The 1,987-nt window shown below is 66.0% G+C and carries 1 protein-coding gene; it reads right to left on the bottom strand.

What is annotated here, in order from left to right; genetic code table 11:
- Positions 1–111: 111 nt before the first annotated feature.
- A complete protein-coding gene (gene ltrA / locus ACZ55U_RS38980; protein WP_465534372.1) occupies positions 112–1,479 on the bottom strand; it encodes a group II intron reverse transcriptase/maturase in 1,368 nt (455 codons plus the stop codon).
- Positions 1,480–1,987 lie beyond the last annotated feature (508 nt).

The following is a 1,987-nucleotide window of genomic DNA, read 5'->3' as shown; positions in this document are numbered from 1 at the left end:
GTCATTGGTAGTCAGGGGCGCGGTGCCCAGTGGGCCCGTTTCCCCGTTCCCCTTTCAATCCGTGCGTGCGGTTTTCCCGCACACGGCTTACCGATGATCTTCTTGACTGGGTTACGCGGTCTTCGGATAGCGAATCGTGCCACGCAGGCGGTACAGGCCGTGCCCGTTGAACCACTCTTCCGTCCACTCCTTGTGCTGACCCCTTCGCAGGTTGCGACCCCGTTTCCTCACCATGAGTCCTTGGAGGCGCCACACAACGTAGCGGTCGATCTGGGTGAACTTCCGGGCGGCGTTCCCGGTTCGGAAGTAGGCGCCCCAGCCGCGCAGGATCGGATTCAACTCCGCGATCACCTCGCGGATGTCCGTTCCCGTCCGACGGCGGTCGGTCCTGTCATGGACCTTCTCCCGGAGTCGCTTCATCGCCGCCTGCGAGGGCCAGCGATGCAGGTAGAAGCGCACCTTGCGGTACTTCTCCCACATCCGGCCCGAGAAGCGGGCTCTGAAGTGGCAGCCGAGGAAGTCGAGTCCTTCCCGGCCCTCTCTGAGATCGACCACTTTCGTCTTGTCCGGGTGCAGCTCCAGCCCCAGCCCGCCGAGGATCTCCCCGACCGCCGCCAAGGCCGCCCTGGCATTGGCCACCGACCGGCACAGAACGACACCATCGTCCGCGTACCGCACCAGCTCACCGACACCGCGCTCCGCGAGCTCGGTGTCCAGGACGTGCAGGTAGATGTTGGCCAGCAGGGGTGAGATCACCCCGCCCTGCGGAGTTCCGGCGACCGTCCGCCGCACCTCCCCGTCCACCATCACACCCGCCTGGAGCCACAACCGCAGCAGCTTGAGCACCCTGCGGTCCGACACCTTCCGCCCCACCTCGGTGAGAAGGCGACCGTGGTCGATCTCGCCGAAGAAGTTGCGGATGTCGAACTCCACCACGACACAGCGGCCCTCGATGAAACCCGTCCGAAGACGCTCCATCGCCTGCAACGCCGACCGCTTCGGCCGATATCCGTACGAGGACGGCAGGAAATCCGCCTCGAACACCGGCTCCAGGACGATCCTCGCCGCCTGCTGGGCCACCCTGTCGCGCACCGTGGGAATGCCCAGCGGCCGCTTGCCACCCTGTGGTTTCGGGATGTCCACACGCCTGGCCGGCGCGGGACGATACGTGCCCGAGCGGAGAGCGAGCTGGAGTTCGCCGAGCATCCGCCGAACCCCGTACTCCTTCTCCACGAACTCCAGGGTGACCCGATCCACCCCGGCGCTCCCTCTGTTGGCCCGGACCCGCTCCCACGCCTCCCACAGGACGTCACCCCTGTGGATACGGTCGTACAGGGCATGGAAACGCCGCTCCGGAGACTGCTTGGCCGCAGCCCATAGCGCACGTTGGAGTTTTCGCACTTTCAGGACGGACGCCCGTCCATCCACTACGACGGGGAACTCCCCGCCGGGGTGGTTGACCGGTCTCTCTCCGGCCATGCCCTCGCGCTTACCTCCGCCACGAGCGTGATCAAAGTTGGGGCCCTTCCCTCCCGGCGCGTTGTGTTGCACGCCGATCAGCGGTACTACGACCCCATCAGACTCCCGCTGCCCTCCGGACGACTTCACCATCGGCTTATACGTCCGGTCTCTTGCCCGACGAAAGGCACAGGCAGACGGGTCTCTCCTGTTCCGGCCCAGACTATGCACACGTGCCGCCCTCCATACCCCGGAAGAACCCCGAGGGCTGACCCCGGAACAGGGCCCCCAGGACATGGCCTTCGCCCCGACATGACGGGCTCGGCTTCTCCGCTGTAGCTCTGACGAGGCTGCAAGGTTCGCTTGATGCTACGGCCCGCGTGCTTGCTCCCTCCGAAGAGGCTCTCGACATCCCGCTCAGCCCGCCGCGTCTCCACGACGAACCGGGACCTGCTACCGGGCACTCCGGTGTCTACCCGGACGGGACTCACACCCGTAAGCCTGGACCAGCTTTCAGGACGCAACATGC

This window comes from Kitasatospora sp. NPDC034533 (genome assembly GCF_055575155.1).
The sequence above is the reverse complement of the archived record's forward strand: the minus strand, read 5'-3'. Positions and strand labels throughout refer to the sequence as shown.

What these genes read in the sequence shown, in the direction of transcription:
- ltrA (WP_465534372.1), bottom strand. Translation starts at nt 1,479, where the DNA reads ATGGCCGGAGAGAGACCGGTCAACCACCCCGGCGGGGAGTTCCCCGTC.